Genomic DNA, 16761 nt, shown 5'->3' with positions numbered 1-16761 from the left:
AGGACTAACCGGAAGGAGAAAGACTATGGCGGCTCCTGTCGTCACGATGCAGAATCTTATCGAAGCTGGCGCCCACTTCGGCCACCAGACCCACCGTTGGAACCCGCGCATGAAGCCGTATATCTTCGGCGCGCGCAACGGCATCCACATCCTCGACCTGTCGCAGACCGTGCCGCTCTTCGCGCGTGCGCTCGACTTCATCTCGTCGACCTCGGCCGCCGGCGGCAAGGTGCTGTTCGTCGGTACCAAGCGACAGGCGCAGGGCCCGATCGCCGATGCGGCCCGCGCTTCGGGTCAGCACTTCGTCAACCACCGCTGGTTGGGCGGCATGCTCACCAACTGGAAGACGATCTCTAACTCGATCAAGCGCCTCAAGTCGCTCGAAGAACAGCTTTCGGGCGACACCTCGGGTCTGACCAAGAAGGAAGTGCTCAACAAGACCCGCGAACGCGACAAGCTCGAGCTCAGCCTCGGCGGCATCCGCGACATGGGTGGCATTCCCGACGTGATGTTCGTGATCGACGCGAACAAGGAAGAGCTGGCGATCAAGGAAGCCAACGTCCTTGGGATCCCGGTCGTCGCGATCCTCGATTCGAACGTCTCGCCCGATGGCATCGCTTTCCCCGTTCCGGCGAACGACGATGCGGCGCGCGCGATCCGTCTTTACTGCGAAGCGGTTGCCCAGGCGGCGACCCGCGGCGGCCAGCAGGCCCGCGCCGATCGCGGCGAAGATCTGGGTGCGGCGGTCGAACCCGTTGCCGAGCCCGTGCTGACCGAGGACGAACAGGTCCCGGCCGAAGCGGCTGCCGAAACCGAGCGCCAGGCCGACGCCTGAGCCCGTGCGGCATGACGGGGCGGCGCGCCGACCGGCGGTCGCCCCTGTCATCCCTTTGACTTATCGCCCCGCCATGCGCGCGGGCGTCCCGCGGGTCCAATTGCGCCCGCCCTTTTGAAAGGAACATCCGATGGCTGAAATTACGGCCGCTCTCGTCAAGGAACTGCGCGACCGCACCGGCGCAGGCATGATGGACTGCAAGAAGGCGCTTGCCGAAAACAACGGCGACATCGAAGCGTCGATCGACTGGCTGCGCACCAAGGGCCTCGCCGCCGCGGCCAAGAAGGCCGGCCGCGTCGCTGCCGAAGGTCTGGTCGGCGTTGCCGCGGACGGCACCAAGGGCGCCGTCGTCGAAGTCAACAGCGAAACCGATTTCGTTGCCAAGAACGAACAGTTCCAGGCGTTCGTTCGCGACGTGACGCAGGTTGCGCTCGCCGAAGGCATCACCGACATCGAAACGCTCGCCGCTGCCGGCTACCCGACGGGCGGCACGGTCGCCGAACAGCTCACCAACAATATCGCCACGATCGGCGAGAATCAGTCGCTGCGCCGCGCCGAGATCCTGTCGGTGAACTCGGGCGTCGTGACCGGATATGTCCACAACGCCGCGGCGCCGGGCATGGGCAAGATCGGCGTGCTCGTCGCGCTCGAATCGACCGCTGGCGCCGATGTTCTCGAACCGCTGGCCAAGCAGCTTGCGATGCATGTCGCCGCCGCCAACCCGCTGGCGCTGAACGGCGACGATCTCGACGCCGATCTCGTCGCGCGTGAACGGGCGATCGCGGAAGAAAAGGCGGCCCAGTCGGGCAAACCGGCCGAGATCGTCGCGAAGATGGTCGATGGTTCGATCGCCAAGTTCCGCAAGGAAAATGCGCTGCTGTCGCAGCTCTTCGTGATGGACGGCAAGACGCCGGTCGCCGAAGTCGTCGCCGCTGCGGGCAAGGACGTCGGCGCGACGATCACGCTGACCGGCTTCATCCGCTTCCAGCTCGGTGAAGGCATCGAGAAGGAAGAGAGCGACTTCGCCGCCGAAGTTGCCGCCGCCGCGGGCGTCTAAAAGCAGAACCGGATTGCTGCGCCTGGGGCGCCGCAGTCCGCTTGGCAATGGCGCGCACTCTCTCTAGGGTGCGCGCCATTCGCATATTACGAGTTTGCAAGAGGTTCCCCCCGACATGGCATTGCCCGGCATGAAACGCATCCTGCTCAAATTGTCGGGCGAGGCGCTGATGGGGCCGACGCCCTTCGGGATCGATCCCGAAACGGTCGCGAGCATGGCGGCCGAGGTCAAGGAAGCGAAGGATCGCGGCCTCGAAATCTGCCTCGTCATTGGCGGCGGCAATATCTTTCGCGGCATGGCGGGGGCGGCGAAGGGCATGGACCGCGCGCAGGCCGACTATATGGGCATGCTGGCGACGGTGATGAACGCGCTTGCCATGCAGAATGCGCTCGAGCAGCTCGGCGTCCAGACCCGCGTCCAGTCGGCGATCGAGATGGACAAGGTGTGCGAACCGGTGATCCGCCGCCGCGCCGAACGCCACCTCGAAAAGGGCCGCGTCGTCATCTTTGCCGCGGGCGTCGGTGCACCCTATTTCACGACCGACAGCGGCGCGGCGCTGCGCGCGGCGGAAATGAAATGCGATGCGCTGCTGAAAGGCACCAGCGTCGATGGCGTCTATAACGCCGATCCGAAACAGGATCCGAGCGCGGTGCGCTACGACAGCCTGAGTTATGACCGTGTCCTCGCCGACAATCTGAAGGTGATGGACGCGAGCGCGGTGGCCTTGTGCCGCGACAATAATATTCCGATCGTCGTGTTCAACATTCGCGAAGCCGGAAATCTGGCGCGGGTGCTGGCCGGCGAGGGCGTCGCCACCGTGGTCGGCGGCGCGGCCTGAAACGATCAAGAGAGGAAAGACAGATGGCGAAATATGACAAGGCCGACCTGGAACGCCGCATGCACGGCGCGGTCGAATCGCTGAAGCACGACCTTGCGGGGCTGCGCACCGGTCGCGCCAATTCGGCGCTGCTCGATCCGGTGACGGTCGAGGTCTACGGCAGCCATATGCCGCTCAACCAGGTCGCCTCGGTCAGCGCGCCCGAACCGCGGATGCTGGCGGTGCAGGTGTGGGACAAGTCGAACGTCGGCCCGGTGGACAAGGCGATCCGCTCGGCCGGGCTCGGCCTCAACCCGATCGTCGATGGTCAGCTTCTCCGCCTGCCGATCCCCGAAATGACGCAGGAACGCCGCAAGGAATTGTCGAAGCTTGCCGGGCAATATGCCGAAAAGGCGCGCGTCGCCGCCCGCAATGTCCGCCGCGACGGCATGGACAATCTGAAGCAGGACGAGGCGAAGAAGGAAATCAGCGAGGACGAGCGCAAGCGCGCCGAAACCGAAGTGCAGAAGCTGACCGACGCGACGATCGCCGAAATCGATGCGGCGGCGGCGGCGAAGGAAAAGGAAATTCTGGGCTAGTGCTCCTCCGCGCTGCCCTCTCGGCCGTTTGGGCTGAGCCTGTCGAAGCCCCGTCCTTTTCTTGCCCAGGAAAGAACGGCCCGTCGACAAGCTCAGGGCGAACGGAGTCTTAGGCTTTTCCGGTGTCCGAAACGCATCACGATGCCCGCCATGTCGCCATCATCATGGATGGCAACGGCCGCTGGGCCAAGAAGCGCCACCTGCCGCGCATCGCCGGTCATCGCGCGGGGGTTGAGGCGGTGCGTACGATTGTGCGCGCGGCCGGCGACCTGGGGATCGAAGCGCTGACCCTCTACGCCTTTTCGTCCGAAAACTGGAAGCGGCCGGAGGACGAGGTCAGCGATCTGATGGGCCTGCTCAAGCGCTTCATCGTCAGCGATATCGACGAATTTGCCGCCAATGACGTGCGGCTCAAGATCATCGGCGATTGGCGCGCGCTCGCGCCCGATGTCGTCGCACTGATCGAGGATGCGATCGCGCGCACCGCGCATAACCGGCGCACCACGCTGGCGGTCGCGCTCAATTATGGCGCGCAGGACGAACTGGTGCGGGCAGCGAAGGCCGCCGCGGCGGAAGGCGAGATCAGCGCCGAGACGATCGCGGCGCATCTCGACACCGCCGACATGCCGCCGCTCGACCTGTTGATCCGCACGTCGGGCGAAGTGCGGCTGTCGAATTTCCTGCTGTGGCAGGCGGCTTATGCCGAGCTCTATTTCACCGATCGGCTATGGCCCGATTTCAAACCCGCCGACCTCAAGGCGGCGCTCGATCATTTTGCGGCGCGCGAGCGCCGTTTCGGAGGATTATAAGGCATGGCGGACGCAGCGAAGTCGGATCTGTGGGTGCGCATCGGGTCGGCGATCATCCTGTTCGCGATCGCCGGCACCGCGCTGTGGTTCGGCGGCATCGCCTTCGGCCTGCTGCTGCTCGTCGGCGGCGCGCTGCTGCTGGTCGAATGGTTCCAGCTCGTCCGCGCGATGGGGCTCGGCAGCGGCGGCAAGGCGGCCTTCTCGGCGCTCGGATTGCTGCTCGTCATCGGTGCGATCGGCGGGCTCTGGTATATCCGGCAGAATCTGGGAATGACGGCGGCGCTGTGGGTGTTCGGCATGGTCTGGGCGACCGACATCGGCGCCTATTTTGCCGGACGCGCCTTTGGCGGCGCGCGGCTCGCGCCGACGATCAGCCCTTCGAAAACCTGGTCAGGGCTCGTCGGCGGCATGATCGCGGCGCTGATTGCCAGCGCGACGATCGGTGACCGCGGCCAGATTATCGGTGTCCCGCTGTGGATCGGCCTGTTCATGGGCCTCCTCGCGCAGCTCGGCGACCTTGGCGAAAGCTGGATGAAACGCCGCGCCGGGGTCAAGGATTCGGGCAAGCTGATTCCGGGGCATGGCGGCATTTTCGACCGCGTCGACGGCCTGCTGCCGGTCGCGCTCATTCTCGGTGCGCTCGCCGTCGCGGGCCAGATCGCGGTCCGGGCGGCCGGCTGACATGCGCCGCCTCTCGGTCTTTGGCGCAACGGGTTCGGTCGGGCAATCGGCCCTCGACCTCGTACGCCGCGACCGCGACGCGTGGCAGATCGTCGTGCTCAGCGCCAACAGCGACGTTGCCGAACTGGCGCGTCTGGCGCGCGAGTTCACCCCCGAAGTCGCCGTGATCGGCGATCCCGCGCGTCATGACGAACTCAAGACGGCGCTGGCGGACACGCATATCGGCGTGGCGGCGGGCGCCGACGCATTGGTCGACGCTGCGCGGTTGCCGGCCGATCTCGTACTCGCCGCGATTGTCGGTACCGCCGGGCTCGCGCCTACGATGGCGGCGATCGAAGCCGGGTGCGACGTGGCGCTCGCGAACAAGGAATCGCTGGTGTCGGCGGGCGAGTTGATGATCGCGGCGGCGCAGCGGTCCGGCGCGACGATCCTGCCGGTCGATTCCGAACATAATGCGATTTTTCAGTGCCTGGCGGGCGGGCGCCTTGATCAGGTGCGACGCATCATTCTGACCGCGAGCGGCGGCCCGTTCCGCACCATGTCGGCCGAGGCGATGGCGCGCGTCACCCCGGCGCAGGCGGTCGCGCATCCCAATTGGTCGATGGGCGCCAAGATCAGCGTCGATTCGGCGACGATGATGAACAAGGGCCTCGAACTGATCGAGGCGCATCATCTCTTTCCCGTCGGCCTCGACCGGATCGAAATCCTCGTTCACCCGCAATCGGTGATCCACAGCCTCGTCGAATATGTCGATTGTTCGACGCTGGCGCAGCTTGGATCGCCCGATATGCGCATTCCGATCGCGAGCGCGCTCGCCTGGCCGCAGCGTATGGCGACGCCGTGCGCGCCGCTCGATCTTGCCGCCATCGCGCGGCTCGATTTCGAAGCGCCCGACGAAGCACGCTTCCCGGCAACGGCGCTCTGCCGCGCCGCGATCGCCGAGGGCGGCGCGCGGCCCGCGCAGCTCAACGCCGCCAACGAGGTGGCGGTCGCCGCTTTCCTTGCAGGGCGGATATCCTTTCCGGTAATCATCGACACGGTAAAGCGCGTCCTCGATGCCGATGCGCCCGCCGTGCCGGGCGCGCTTCAGGACATATTCAGCGTCGACGCGACATCCCGCGCGGTCGCGCAGCATTTTGTGGACCAACTCGAACATGCTTGAGTCGCCCGGTTTCCTGTTCACCATTCTTGCGTTTCTGGTCGTGCTCGGCCCGCTCGTGTTCGTGCACGAATATGGCCATTACATCGTCGGCCGCTGGTGCGGCGTGAAAGCCGACACCTTTTCGATCGGTTTCGGGCGCAAGATCCTCGGCTGGACCGACAAGCGCGGCACAGAATGGAAGATCGGCTGGCTGCCGCTCGGCGGCTATGTCCAGTTCGCGGGCGACCGTGATGCGGTGAGCCAGCCCGACGCCAACTGGCAAAACATGCCCGCCGAAGAACGCTCGCACAGCTTTCCCGCGCAGCCGGTCTGGAAACGCGCTCTCATCGTGCTCGCGGGGCCGGTGACCAACTTCCTGTTCGCCATCGCGATCTTTGCCGCCTTCAACATGGCCTATGGCGTCCCGACGACGCCCCCCGTCGTCGGCGCGGTGGAGCCGGGCAGCGCGGCCGAAGCCGCCGATCTGCGGGTCGGCGACCGGATCGTGGCGATCAACGGCGGCGCGATCGAGAAATTCGACGACATTCCGATGGCGGTGGCCTTCGACCTTGGCAAACCCGCCGAGCTTGCGATCCAGCGCGGCGGCGAACGCATCGATGTGCTGCTGCGGCCGCGCGTCATCACCGAAACCGATCGCTTCGGCAACAAGGGCGAACGCGCGGTGATCGGCATCCGGTCGGGCGAGATTGCCTTGGAACCTGTCAATCCGCTCGCGGCCGTTCAGGCTGGCGCGTCCCAGACCTGGGGTATCGTGCGGTTGACCGGGGATATATTGGGGCAATTCCTCACCGGGCAGCGGTCGGTCAAGGAAATGGGCGGCCCGCTCAAGATCGCGAAACAATCGGGCGAGATGGCGACGCTGGGGCTTTCCAGCCTGATCTTCTTCGTCGCTTTCGTTTCCATCAATCTGGGGTTCATAAATCTGTTGCCATTGCCCATGCTCGATGGTGGCCATCTGCTTTTCTACGGCTATGAAGCAATTCGGCGGCGGCCGGCACCGCCGCAGGCGCAGGAGTGGGCGTTCAGATTCGGTTTTGCGGTGATCGTGACGTTGATGCTGGTCGTGACTTTCAACGATTTGGGCTCAATTGGCGTTTGGGACAGGATCGCCCGCTTGATTGGATAGCCAGACTAAGGCAGGGAGAGCGCGCACTTGGGCCGGAGCGGGGCCTGGGCGCAGGGATACGGATTTTTGCGGGATGAACGGTGTGGCTTCACAGAAATTTTCGGCACGGACGCGACTGACCGCGGTGCTTATGACCGGGTCGATGCTGGCGTGGCCGGTTGCGGCGCTGGCGCAAGTCACCCCGCCGCCCGTGACATCGACGCTGCCCGTTCCGCCGACCGAGGCGGCGCCGACCGCGGCGACGATCAAGACGATCACCGTCGTTGGCAACCAGCGGCTCGAGGCGCAGACGATCCTCTCCTATCTGCGCCTGCGCGTGGGGCAGCCCTATGACCGTTCGGTGCTCGACCAGGCGCTCAAGGATCTGGCGTCGACCGAATTGTTCAAGGATTATCAGATCAGCGACGACAATGGCGCGCTGACGATCCAGGTGACGGAAAACCCCGTCATCAACCGCGTCATCCTCGAAGGCAACAAGCGGCTGAAGGAAGACAAGATCCGGCCCGAGATCAAGCTTGCGCCGCGGCAGATTTTCACCCGCTCGAAGGTCCGCGCCGATGTCGCGCGCATCATCGAACTCTACAAGCGGCAGGGCCGCTTCGCCGCGACCGTCGATCCCAAGATGGTCCAGCTCGATCAGAACCGCGTCGATGTGGTGTTCGAGATCGACGAAGGGCCGAAGTCGAAGGTCCGCCAGATCAACATCATCGGCAACGAACAGTTCAGCGACGGCGAACTGCGCGGCGAAATGGCGACGAAGCAGGCCAGCCTCGGCAATCTCCTGTCGTCGAACACGACCTACGATCCCGATCGTCTGGCCTATGACCAGCAGAAGCTGCGCCTCTTCTATCTCCAGCACGGCTATGCCGACTTCCGCGTGATTTCGGCGGTGGCGGAGCTGACCAGCAACAAGCAGGACTTCATCATCACCTATGTGGTGGAAGAAGGCGAGCGCTACAAATTCGGCGACATCGACGTGAAGAGCCAGCTGCGCGACTTCAAGCCGGAGACGCTGAAGCGCCTGCTGCCGATGAAGACGGGCGACTGGTACGACGCCAAGCTTGTGGAAGATACGGTGGAAAGCCTGAGCGAAACCGCCGGCCTCTTCGGCTATGCCTTCGCCGACATCAATCCCGAATTCCGCCGCGATCCCGAAACGCGGACGATGGCGATCACTTTCGACGTCGGCGAAAGTCCGCGCACCTATGTCGAGCGTATCGACGTCAACGGCAACACGCTGACGCATGACAAGGTGGTGCGCCGCGAGTTTCGCCTCAACGAAGGCGACGCCTTCAACAGCTTCGGCGTCAAGCGCACCGAGAACCGCCTGAACAGCCTTGGCTATTTCCAGGACAAGCTGGAGATCGAGCGCAAGGAAGGCTCGACTCCAGATCGCATCATCCTCGAAACGAATGTTGAGGAAAAGCCAACGGGCGAATTGTCGCTTTCCGCTGGTTTCTCGTCGATCGAGAATTTTCTGCTCCAGGCGTCGATCCGCCAGCGCAACTTCCGCGGTCTCGGCCAGCAGCTTCAGGCATCGGTCAATTATTCGAGCTATTCGAAGTCGGTAGAACTTGGTTTCACCGAGCCTTATTTGTTCGACCGCAACATCTCGCTTGGCGGCAGCATCTATCGCCGCGACCTCAACTCGTTCAACTTCATCAACAACAACCGCCAGACGACCTTCCAGCAGATTACGACGGGCTTCCAGGTCAATATGGGTGTTCCGCTTACCGAATTCATGTCGGTGTTCGGCCGCTACAGCCTCAATCTCGACGATGTGACGCTCGACAAGAATCTCTATTATTTCGGGGGCAATTGCGACCCGCTGGTCGCCGGCCGCTATCTTTGCGACGCGATCGGCAAGCGCACGACGTCGCTCGTAGGATACACCATCGCCTATGACGATCGCGACAACCGCCTGCGCCCGACGCGCGGTCAGTCCTTCACGCTCGGACAGGATTTTGCCGGCCTCGGCGGCAGTGTTCGGTATGTCCGGACGACCGCGACGGCGAGCAAGCATTTCAACCTCGGCAGCAAGTTCATCCTGAACATCTCGGCCGAAGGCGGCTATATCTATCCCCTTGGCGATGCTCCGTCGCCGACCAGCGACAAGGTGCGTTTGACCGACCGCTTTTTCCTTGGCGAACCGCAACTGCGCGGCTTCGACATCCGCGGCGTCGGCCCCCGCGTCGTGCGCTACGGCAATGTCGATCTGACCGATCCCATGAACCCGATCCTCGACACGTCGGACAATGCCCGCGTCGACGACGCCCTGGGCGGACGCGCCTATTACAAGGGGCGGTTCGAGGTCGATATTCCGCTCGGCAGCGGCGCCAAGGAGCTCGGCCTTCGCCCGTCGGTATTCCTCGACTTCGGGTCGGTCTGGGGCGTTAAGCGCCCGACGCTGACAACGCTGGCCGATTTCAGAGACCCGGCCGATGGTATCACCAAATATCTTTGCCGTAATGCCTCGACCGGCGCGACGACATTTGCGAGTCAGACCGTCGTCACCGACACAACGACCGGTGTGGTGACGCCGACTGGGCAATATACCACTTGCGACGCCACCAACGGCTTCACGCCGCTGGCACCATTCGAGGAACGCTATCTGGGCGACAGCTGGAAACCGCGCGTCGCGATTGGCGCCGGCGTCAACTGGAACTCTCCGTTTGGTCCTTTCCGGATCGACTTCGCTTACGCCCTTCGCAAAGAAGAGGGTGACGATACGAAACGCTTCTCATTCAATGTAGGAACACAATTCTGATGAAGAAAATTATTGCCGCCTCGGCGCTCGCCATTGCCGCGCTTTCGGTTTCGCCGCTTCTGTCGGCTCCGGCCGTTGCACAGGCAAAATCGGTCGCGCTCGCCGACGTTCGCGTCGCGGCCTCGCGTTCGAACGCCTTCACCGTCGCATCGCAGCAGATCCAGACGACCTACAAGGCGCAGATCGACCAGCAGGAAACCCGCGGTCAGACGCTGCAGGCCGAACTGAACGTGCTGGTGGCCAAATATAATGAGGAAGCGAAGAAGACGCCGCAGAATCAGGCTGCGCTCCAGGCCGCTGCCAAGGCCGTGCAGGACAAGCGCCAGGCGGCTTCCGCCGAGCTTAACAAGATCGGCGAACCCGTCGACCTCGCGATCGCCTATGTCGAGGATCAGATCAGCGTTCGCATGAACGAGGCGATCCGCGCCGCGATGACCGCCAAGAAGGTCGACCTGCTGCTGCAGCCCGACGCCGTGCTGGCGCGTGACCCGAGCACCGACATCACCGATGCGGTCGTTACCGAACTTAACCGCATTCTGCCGAACGTGTCGATCACGCCGCCGGCGGGTTACAAGCCCGGCCAGCTCGTGCAGCAGAAGAACCAGCAGGCGATGGACCAGGCGCGCGCCGCCGCGGCTGCCCAGCCGGCCGCGTCGGGCGGCACGCCGCCGGTCACCCGCTAAGCGCGCATGACCGACAGTGACGACAAGACGATGGGTCCGGCGGATATCCGCCGGATCCTGAGTCTGCTTCCGCATCGTTACCCGATGCTGCTCGTCGACCGCGTCGAATCGATGGTCCGCGACACCAGCATCCATGCGGTGAAGGCGGTCACGATCAACGAGCCCTTTTTCCAGGGTCATTTTCCCGGCCGGCCGATCATGCCCGGTGTCCTCATTATCGAGGCACTGGCGCAGGCGGGCGGGGTGCTCGCCATCGAATCGCTGGGTCTCGCGGGGTCGGGCAAGCTTGTCTATTTCATGGGGATCGACGGGGTTAAGTTCCGCAAACCCGTGGAGCCGGGCCATCTGCTCGACCTGCACGTCACGATCCTGCAGGCCAAGCGGAACATCTGCAAGTTCCAAGGCCGGGCGATGCTGGGCGATCAACTGGCAACCGAATGCCAGTTCACCGCGATGATCGCCGACCCGCCCAGCGATTGAATGATACGCGCCCGCCCGGCAATACGGCGGGTTGCAATTCCTTCCGTTCGTCGTTAGGGGCAGCCGCTTCGCGGCCCCCTGCGGGGATCGTACCGACTCACGCCGCTGGTCGGAAACCAGCGGCACAGGAGCTTAAGACATGAAAAAAGACATCCATCCCGCTTATCACATGATCACGGTCAAGATGACCGACGGCACCGAATATCAGACGCGCTCGACCTGGGGCAGCGAAGGTGACGTGATGACGCTCGAAATCGACCCGACTGCGCACCCGGCGTGGACCGGCGGCAACCAGCGCCTGCTCGATCAGGGCGGTCAGGTCGCCAAGTTCAACAAGCGCTTCGGCGGTCTTACCCTCAAGCGTTGATCGACGTTGCCCCCGCCTTCGCGGGAGCGACGATCACGTCAAAATTTTCGCGAGCGCGCTTTGCCAGCCGGCAAGGCGCGTTTTGCGTTGCGCGTCGTTCAACGCCGGGATGAAGCGTGTCGCACGCCCGCGCATCGTCCCCGCTGCGGTGGCGAGGTCGGGGTAGAGTCCTGCGCCGCAGGCCGCCAGCATCGCGGCGCCGAGGGCGGTGCTTTCGACAAATTCGGGCCGCTCGACGATCAAGGCGAGCATGTCGGCCAGATCCTGCGCCATCCAGTCGTTCGCCGCCATGCCGCCGTCGATCCGCAGATCGGCCCAATCGACGCCATCGGCCGCGAAGGCGGCTTTCAGATCATGCGCCTGATAGGCTTGTGCTTCCAGCGCGGCGCGGGCGACATGCGCCTTGCCACTCGCGAAACTCAGCCCCGATATTGCAGCGAGCGCATCGGGTCGCCAGTGCGGTGCACCCAGTCCTGCAAGCGCGGGGACCAGATAGACACCGCCATTATCCGGAACCGAGCGGGCCAGCGCCTCGCTCTCGCCTGCGTTCGCAAGCAGGCCGAGGCCGTCACGGAGCCACTTTATCAGGCTTCCCGCCACGAATACCGATCCTTCGAGCGCATAGCTGCGGCGCCCGTTTTCCTGAACCAATATTGTCGCGAGCAGCCGGTTGGCCGAATGCGGCCGTTCCGTGCCGCTCGCCGACAGGATGAAGGCGCCGGTGCCGAAGGTTGCCTTGGTCTGGCCCGAAGCCAGACAGGCCTGGCCGATCGTTGCCGCCTGTTGGTCGCCCGCCATCCCCGCAATCGGGATCGCGCCGCCGAACAGCTCCGGGTCGGTGGTGCCGACCGTGGCAGTGCAATCGACGATTTCGGGCAGCAGTCGCATGGGAACGCCGAACAGGTCGCACAGGCCGCCGTCCCAGCCCTCATCGCCGTCGATCGCCATCAACAGCGTGCGTGAGGCATTGGTCGCGTCGGTCACATGCGCGCCGCCGGTCAGGCGATAGACGAGATAGGATTCGATCGTCCCGACGGCAAGCCGATCGCCCGCCTCGGCCAACTGCGGCCAGTTGCGCAGCGCCCAGCCGATCTTGCTGCCGGAAAAATAGGGATCGAGCAGCAAACCGCTCTTGGCCTGTACCGCCGGTTCGTGACCGGCCTCCTTGAGCTTCGCGCAATCGGCGGCGGTCCGCCGATCCTGCCACACGATTGTGGGGGCGAGCGGCCGGCCGGTCGTCCGGTCCCAGAACACGATCGTTTCGCGTTGGTTGGTGATGCCGATCGCGGCAATATTGGCCGCGCCGCCCGCCTTGTCGATCATCGTGCGCGTGCACGCGAGGGTCGCCTGCCATATTTCCTCGGCATCATGTTCGACGAGGCCGGGGCCCGGATAATGCTGGCGAAACTCGCGCTGCGCGCTGCCGAGCGGCGTGCCGCTCGCGTCGAAAAGCATGGCGCGGGTCGATGTCGTGCCTTCGTCGATAACGATAATCTTTTCCGGCATGGCGCTCCGGCTCTCCCCTTTATTCGGTCTTGCAGGATCAAGATCAGCACGAACCGGCGAGGGGGGCAATCCCGGCCCGAGTAATCATCTTGCAATTTCGCGTAATATTCGCCATATGCTTGTGCAGCGCAGCATGGCGGACTTCACCGCCGCAACCACCGGCAGCGTGATTTTCCCGCCCGAGGCGCCGTAAAGGCCGCCAGCGCGGGACGAGCCGGCACCGCGCTTTGTCCCTTGAGGCACCCTTTCACGCGGGTCGTTTCGAACCCGCGGCCGTGCGCCGTCCGTTCGATGCGAACGGGCGCTGTGCGCGTCGCCCATTGAGAGTATGTTATGACGAGTTTCAACGACTTTGGCCTGCACGCCGACATCAATCGCGCGCTTGCCGCCAAGGATTATACAACCCCGACCCCGATCCAGACGCAGGCGATCCCGCCGCTGATGAAGGGCCGCGATCTATGCGGCATCGCGCAGACGGGTACCGGCAAGACGGCCGGTTTCTCGCTGCCGTCGATCCACCATCTGCTGACCTATCCGCATCGCGCCAATCCGCGCGGCTGCCGCATGCTGGTGCTGGCGCCGACGCGCGAGCTCGCGGCGCAGATTGCGCAAAGCTGCCGCGACTATGGTCGTTTCACCAAGCTGCGCGTTTCGACCGTGTTTGGCGGCGTGCCGATCAACAAGCAGATCCGTGACCTCGCGCAGGGCGTCGATATTCTCGTCGCCACCCCGGGCCGCCTGCTCGACCTGATCGATCAGCGTGCGCTGCGCATGGACGATGTCGAAATCTTCGTTCTCGATGAAGCCGACCAGATGATGGACATGGGCTTCATCCATTCGCTGCGCCGCGTTGCCAAGCTGCTGCCGTCGCGGCGCCAGAATCTCTTCTTCTCGGCGACGATGCCGAAGGAGATTGCGGGCCTTGCCGATCAGTTCCTGAACGATCCGGTCACCGTGTCGGTCGCGCCGCAGGCGACGACTGCCGAAAAGATTCGCCAGCGCGTGACCTTCGTCGAGCAGAAGGAAAAGCAGGCGCTGCTCCATCATGTGCTGCGTAGCGAGGACATCGACCGCGCCCTGATCTTTACGCGCACGAAGCACGGCGCCGACCGCGTCGTCCGCCATTTGAAGGGCGCGGGCATCGAAGCCTTTGCGATCCACGGTAACAAGAGCCAGGCGCAGCGCACGACCGCGCTGCAGGCGTTCCGTTCGGGTCAGGTCCGATTGCTCGTCGCGACCGACATTGCAGCGCGCGGCATCGACGTGTCGGGGGTGAGCCATGTGATCAATTTCGAGATCCCGAACGTCCCCGAACAATATGTTCACCGCATCGGCCGCACCGCGCGCGCCGGGGCGGAGGGTGTTGCGATCAGCTTTGTCGCGCCTGACGAGCGCCCCTATCTGCGCGATATCGAACGCGTGACGCGGACCAAGGCCGAGCCGGCGAAGCTGCCCGACAATTTCGGCGAGATGGTTCGCAATCTGCCCAAGCCGGCACAGCCGCCGCGCGACACCGGCAGCAAGGGTCGTGACCCGCAGCGCCAGCGCGACGATGCGCAGCGCCGCAAGGGGCATGGCGAGGGCGGTTCGCGCGACGGCGGCCATCGCGGCCCGCGCCGCGAGGCAGCGGCCGGCGACGGCGCACAGCCGCAGCGCAAGCGTCGCTTTCGTCCGCGCGGCGGGGTCGGGGCGCACAAGGGATCGGTGAAGCGGGTCGGTTGACGCCCGCCCCCGGCACGCTAGGTTTGCGCGCGGGTCGAGGGGACGGACGATGATCGACGACGACGAATATGAACCGCTGCCGCCGCGGCGGCCGCTCTTCCGCCGCAAGCGGGTGCTCATCCCGCTGGCGGTGTTGCTCGTCATCGCAGCGATCTTCCTTGCGCTGCGCACGCCCGACACCGACCGCGATGCCATGATCGCCAAATATGGCGGCCCCGACGCGAGCTTCGCGGCGGGGCCGGCAGGGCAGCGAATCCATTATCGCGATCAGGGCAGGCGCGACGGCCGCACCATCGTGCTGCTCCACGGGTCGAACAGCAGCCTTCAGACGTGGGAGCCGCTCGTCAAAAGGCTCGGCGGCGATTACCGGATCGTGACGCTCGATCTGCCGGGGCATGGCCTGACCGGCGGCACGCCCGACAAGGATTACAGCGCTGCGGGGATGATTGCCGCGGTCGATGTGGTGGCGGCCAAGCTCGGCCTCGATCATTTCATCCTGGGCGGCAATTCGATGGGCGGCTGGGTGGCGTGGCGCTATGCGCTCGCCGAGCCGGGACGCGTCGATGCGCTCCTGTTGCTCGATGCGGCGGGCATGCCGCTGCGAAAAGCCGAAAAGGCGCCCCAATCGAATCTCGGCTTCCGGCTTCTCAAAAATCCGGTCGGACGCTGGCTCGCCGGACAGATCACGCCGCGCTCGCTGGTCGAAAAGTCGCTCCGCCAATCGGTCGCGAAAACCGGCATCGTCGATGATGCGATGGTCGACCGCTATTGGGAGTTGCTCCGCTTTCCGGGCAATCGCGAGGCGACGGCGCTGCGCGCCACGCTCGACCGCGAGCCCGCGATGGCCTACCGGATCGGCGAGATAAAGGTGCCGGTGCTCATCCTTTTCGGCAAGCGGGACCGGCTGATCAACCCGAGCGCCGCGCTGACCTTTCGCGACCGGATTGCGGGATCGGAGGTCCTTCTGCTCGACGATGTCGGCCATCTGCCGATGGAGGAAGCGCCCGACGCCACCGCGATGACGATCGCGGATTTCCTTACGCGGCGGCTTGCTCCGCCGTCGCCTCTGCCGGCTGCTCCAGAAAAGCGCTGATCCGCGCCGCCGTGTTCGCGGCGTGGGTGAAGGGGAAAAGGTGCGACCCCGGCACGACTTCCAGTATCGCGCCGTCGATCAGGTCGGCGATCGCCTGGCCGTGCGCGGCCGGCACGACGCCGTCGCGCCGGCCCATCAGGATCAGCGTCGGCATGTTCTTGAGCTGCGGCAGCATAGGCGCACTGGTCCAGCCGGCCATTGCCATCGCCTGATAAGTGAGGCCAAGCGGCGTTGCGGCGGGAAGCTTCAGTCCGCTCGCCAGCATGTCGTCGTCGAGCAGCGCGGCCCACCCGATTCCCGGTGCCCCCACGCTCGGCGTCGTTGCCATCAGGACCATGCGCCGGATACGTGCCGGAAATTGCACCGCGATCTGCTGCGCCAACGCACCGCCCCAGCTGAAGCCGGCAAGGTCGAGCTGCGGGTGGCCGAAGCGTTCGGCAATCTCCATCACGATCGCGGCCATTGTCGGCGCGGTATAGGGAAGGATTGCGTCGGGCGACCCGCCGACGCCAGGCATGTCGAGCGTCCACACCTCGCGCCCATGTATCTGCGCGAGCAGCGGTGCCGCGGCGGCGATGTCGGCGCCGATCCCGTTGAGGAACAGCAACGGCACCCCGGTGCTGCCTTTACGCCAGCGCGCCGTGCGAAGCGCGAGGCCATAAAGATGTTCGGTGCCGATGACCGGGCGGCCGCTGATCCTGCTCATGCCCATGGCTTTGGCATGTTTTGGCCGTGGACGGAAGCACCTCGCCAGTTTCCTGATCCTAGCCGGCGGGTGGCTCGGCCGCCCGCCTTTCGGCCTGCTCGTAGCGCAGGCAGTCGAAGATTTTGCCGCCAGCAAGAAATACCGAACCGCTGCACGCGACGAGCAGCAACTGGCCGCCGTACCCCGGAAATTCATGCAGATAGGCTGTTCCGCGCGCCATGGCACCCGCCGCCAATGCATAGATGATCAGGCAGGCCTCGAACCTGGTCTTGATGATAAACAGCCGTCCGATTTTCTTCAGCATCGCCACCATCCGAAGCAAGGGATGTGCCAGTGGCGCAAATCAGGGAT

The 16761-nt window shown here is 64.7% G+C and carries 17 protein-coding genes; 14 read left to right on the top strand and 3 right to left on the bottom strand.

Annotation, left to right across the window (positions count from 1 at the left end):
* Positions 1–25 precede the first annotated feature (25 nt).
* From rpsB to rpmE, 12 genes are all read left to right on the top strand, one after another.
* Positions 26–835, top strand: a complete 810-nt coding sequence (gene rpsB, locus AOA14_RS02130) for a 30S ribosomal protein S2 (protein WP_003040161.1) — start codon at positions 26–28, stop codon at positions 833–835.
* A 130-nt stretch (positions 836–965) separates the two neighbouring features.
* Entirely contained in the window at positions 966–1892 is a 927-nt protein-coding gene (gene tsf, locus AOA14_RS02125; protein ID WP_062900587.1) for a translation elongation factor Ts, read from the top strand.
* 115 nt (positions 1893–2007) lie between these two features.
* On the top strand, positions 2008–2730 hold the full coding sequence (pyrH, locus tag AOA14_RS02120; protein ID WP_062768759.1) for a UMP kinase: 723 nt from the start codon (positions 2008–2010) through the stop codon (positions 2728–2730).
* Between the two features lie 23 nt (positions 2731–2753).
* On the top strand, positions 2754–3308 hold the full coding sequence (gene frr / locus AOA14_RS02115; RefSeq protein ID WP_003040152.1) for a ribosome recycling factor: 555 nt from the start codon (positions 2754–2756) through the stop codon (positions 3306–3308).
* A 164-nt stretch (positions 3309–3472) separates the two neighbouring features.
* Positions 3473–4117, top strand: coding sequence for a polyprenyl diphosphate synthase (gene uppS / locus AOA14_RS02110; protein WP_051066323.1), 645 nt, complete (start codon positions 3473–3475; stop codon positions 4115–4117).
* Positions 4118–4120: 3 nt separating this feature from the next.
* A complete protein-coding gene (locus AOA14_RS02105) occupies positions 4121–4798 on the top strand; it encodes a phosphatidate cytidylyltransferase (protein ID WP_062900586.1) in 678 nt (225 codons plus the stop codon).
* Between the two features lies 1 nt (position 4799).
* A complete protein-coding gene (locus AOA14_RS02100) occupies positions 4800–5960 on the top strand; it encodes a 1-deoxy-D-xylulose-5-phosphate reductoisomerase (protein WP_062900585.1) in 1161 nt (386 codons plus the stop codon).
* A complete protein-coding gene (rseP, locus tag AOA14_RS02095) occupies positions 5953–7086 on the top strand; it encodes an RIP metalloprotease RseP (RefSeq protein WP_062900584.1) in 1134 nt (377 codons plus the stop codon). The genes AOA14_RS02100 and rseP overlap by 8 nt, the downstream gene beginning before the upstream one ends.
* 73 nt (positions 7087–7159) lie before the next feature.
* Positions 7160–9853: an outer membrane protein assembly factor BamA gene (gene bamA / locus AOA14_RS02090; RefSeq protein WP_062900583.1), complete on the top strand. Its 2694-nt coding sequence runs from the start codon at positions 7160–7162 to the stop codon at positions 9851–9853.
* On the top strand, positions 9853–10536 hold the full coding sequence (locus tag AOA14_RS02085; protein WP_062900582.1) for an OmpH family outer membrane protein: 684 nt from the start codon (positions 9853–9855) through the stop codon (positions 10534–10536). Before bamA ends, AOA14_RS02085 begins: the two co-directional genes overlap by 1 nt.
* A 6-nt stretch (positions 10537–10542) precedes the next feature.
* Positions 10543–11016 carry a 3-hydroxyacyl-ACP dehydratase FabZ gene (gene fabZ / locus AOA14_RS02080; RefSeq protein WP_062900581.1) on the top strand — a complete coding sequence of 158 codons (474 nt, stop codon included), beginning with the start codon at positions 10543–10545 and terminating at the stop codon, positions 11014–11016.
* Positions 11017–11155: 139 nt separating this feature from the next.
* Entirely contained in the window at positions 11156–11383 is a 228-nt protein-coding gene (gene rpmE, locus AOA14_RS02075; protein WP_003040127.1) for a 50S ribosomal protein L31, read from the top strand.
* Positions 11384–11416: 33 nt separating this feature from the next.
* Here rpmE and AOA14_RS02070 read toward each other — a convergent pair whose 3' ends face one another.
* Complete coding sequence (locus AOA14_RS02070; RefSeq protein WP_062900580.1) at positions 11417–12889, bottom strand: glycerol kinase; 1473 nt, start codon at positions 12887–12889, stop codon at positions 11417–11419.
* A gap of 333 nt (positions 12890–13222) precedes the next feature.
* Between AOA14_RS02070 and AOA14_RS02065 the strand changes: the two genes are divergently transcribed.
* Complete coding sequence (locus AOA14_RS02065) at positions 13223–14611, top strand: DEAD/DEAH box helicase (RefSeq protein WP_062768744.1); 1389 nt, start codon at positions 13223–13225, stop codon at positions 14609–14611.
* 49 nt (positions 14612–14660) lie between these two features.
* A complete protein-coding gene (locus tag AOA14_RS02060) occupies positions 14661–15704 on the top strand; it encodes an alpha/beta fold hydrolase (protein ID WP_062900579.1) in 1044 nt (347 codons plus the stop codon).
* On the opposite strand, the gene AOA14_RS02055 is transcribed toward AOA14_RS02060, so the two are convergent.
* Both AOA14_RS02055 and AOA14_RS02050 read right to left on the bottom strand, forming a co-directional pair.
* Complete coding sequence (locus AOA14_RS02055; RefSeq protein WP_234178569.1) at positions 15649–16410, bottom strand: alpha/beta fold hydrolase; 762 nt, start codon at positions 16408–16410, stop codon at positions 15649–15651. The two genes, AOA14_RS02060 and AOA14_RS02055, sit on opposite strands and share 56 nt — an antisense overlap.
* 58 nt (positions 16411–16468) lie before the next feature.
* Entirely contained in the window at positions 16469–16714 is a 246-nt protein-coding gene (locus AOA14_RS02050; protein ID WP_062902961.1) for a hypothetical protein, read from the bottom strand.
* Positions 16715–16761: the final 47 nt, after the last annotated feature.

Source organism: Sphingopyxis terrae subsp. terrae NBRC 15098 (assembly GCF_001610975.1).
Classification (GTDB): domain Bacteria; phylum Pseudomonadota; class Alphaproteobacteria; order Sphingomonadales; family Sphingomonadaceae; genus Sphingopyxis; species Sphingopyxis terrae_A.
Note: the sequence above shows the minus strand (reverse complement) of the source record. Positions and strands in the feature narration are given on the sequence as shown.